General features: G+C 63.4%; 1 pseudogene. It reads right to left on the bottom strand.

The features are described 5' to 3' along the window. Positions 1-80: 80 nt before the first annotated feature. Positions 81-317 (bottom strand): annotated as a pseudogene (locus EOC06_RS08620) (formyl transferase); the annotation flags it as partial.

Genomic DNA, 317 nt, shown 5'->3' on the forward strand with positions numbered 1-317 from the left:
CGTTTGCGGCGTATGCCGGCGCCCGGTTCCACGCGTCGGAAACGCCGGCGCGCAGCATGCCGTCCGGGACGAAAAACGCGCTACCAGATGCCGGTTCTGAGGCCCGTCCAGACGTAGAACCAGATCGTCGGATGATACCACAGTTTCGAAGGCAGGCCGGGATCGATCGTCGTGAGTTTTCCAGCCAGAGCATCGCTGACCGCCTCGACGCAGATGTCGCGCGAGAACGCCGTCTGGCGTAGTGCGTGACTTGAGATGGTGTCGCCTTTTTTCGATCTGCCGCGCGCCTGCTTCAGCACGCCACCAGTGTCGAGGCC

This window comes from Mesorhizobium sp. M7A.F.Ca.MR.362.00.0.0 (assembly GCF_004023175.1).
GTDB lineage: Bacteria > Pseudomonadota > Alphaproteobacteria > Rhizobiales > Rhizobiaceae > Mesorhizobium.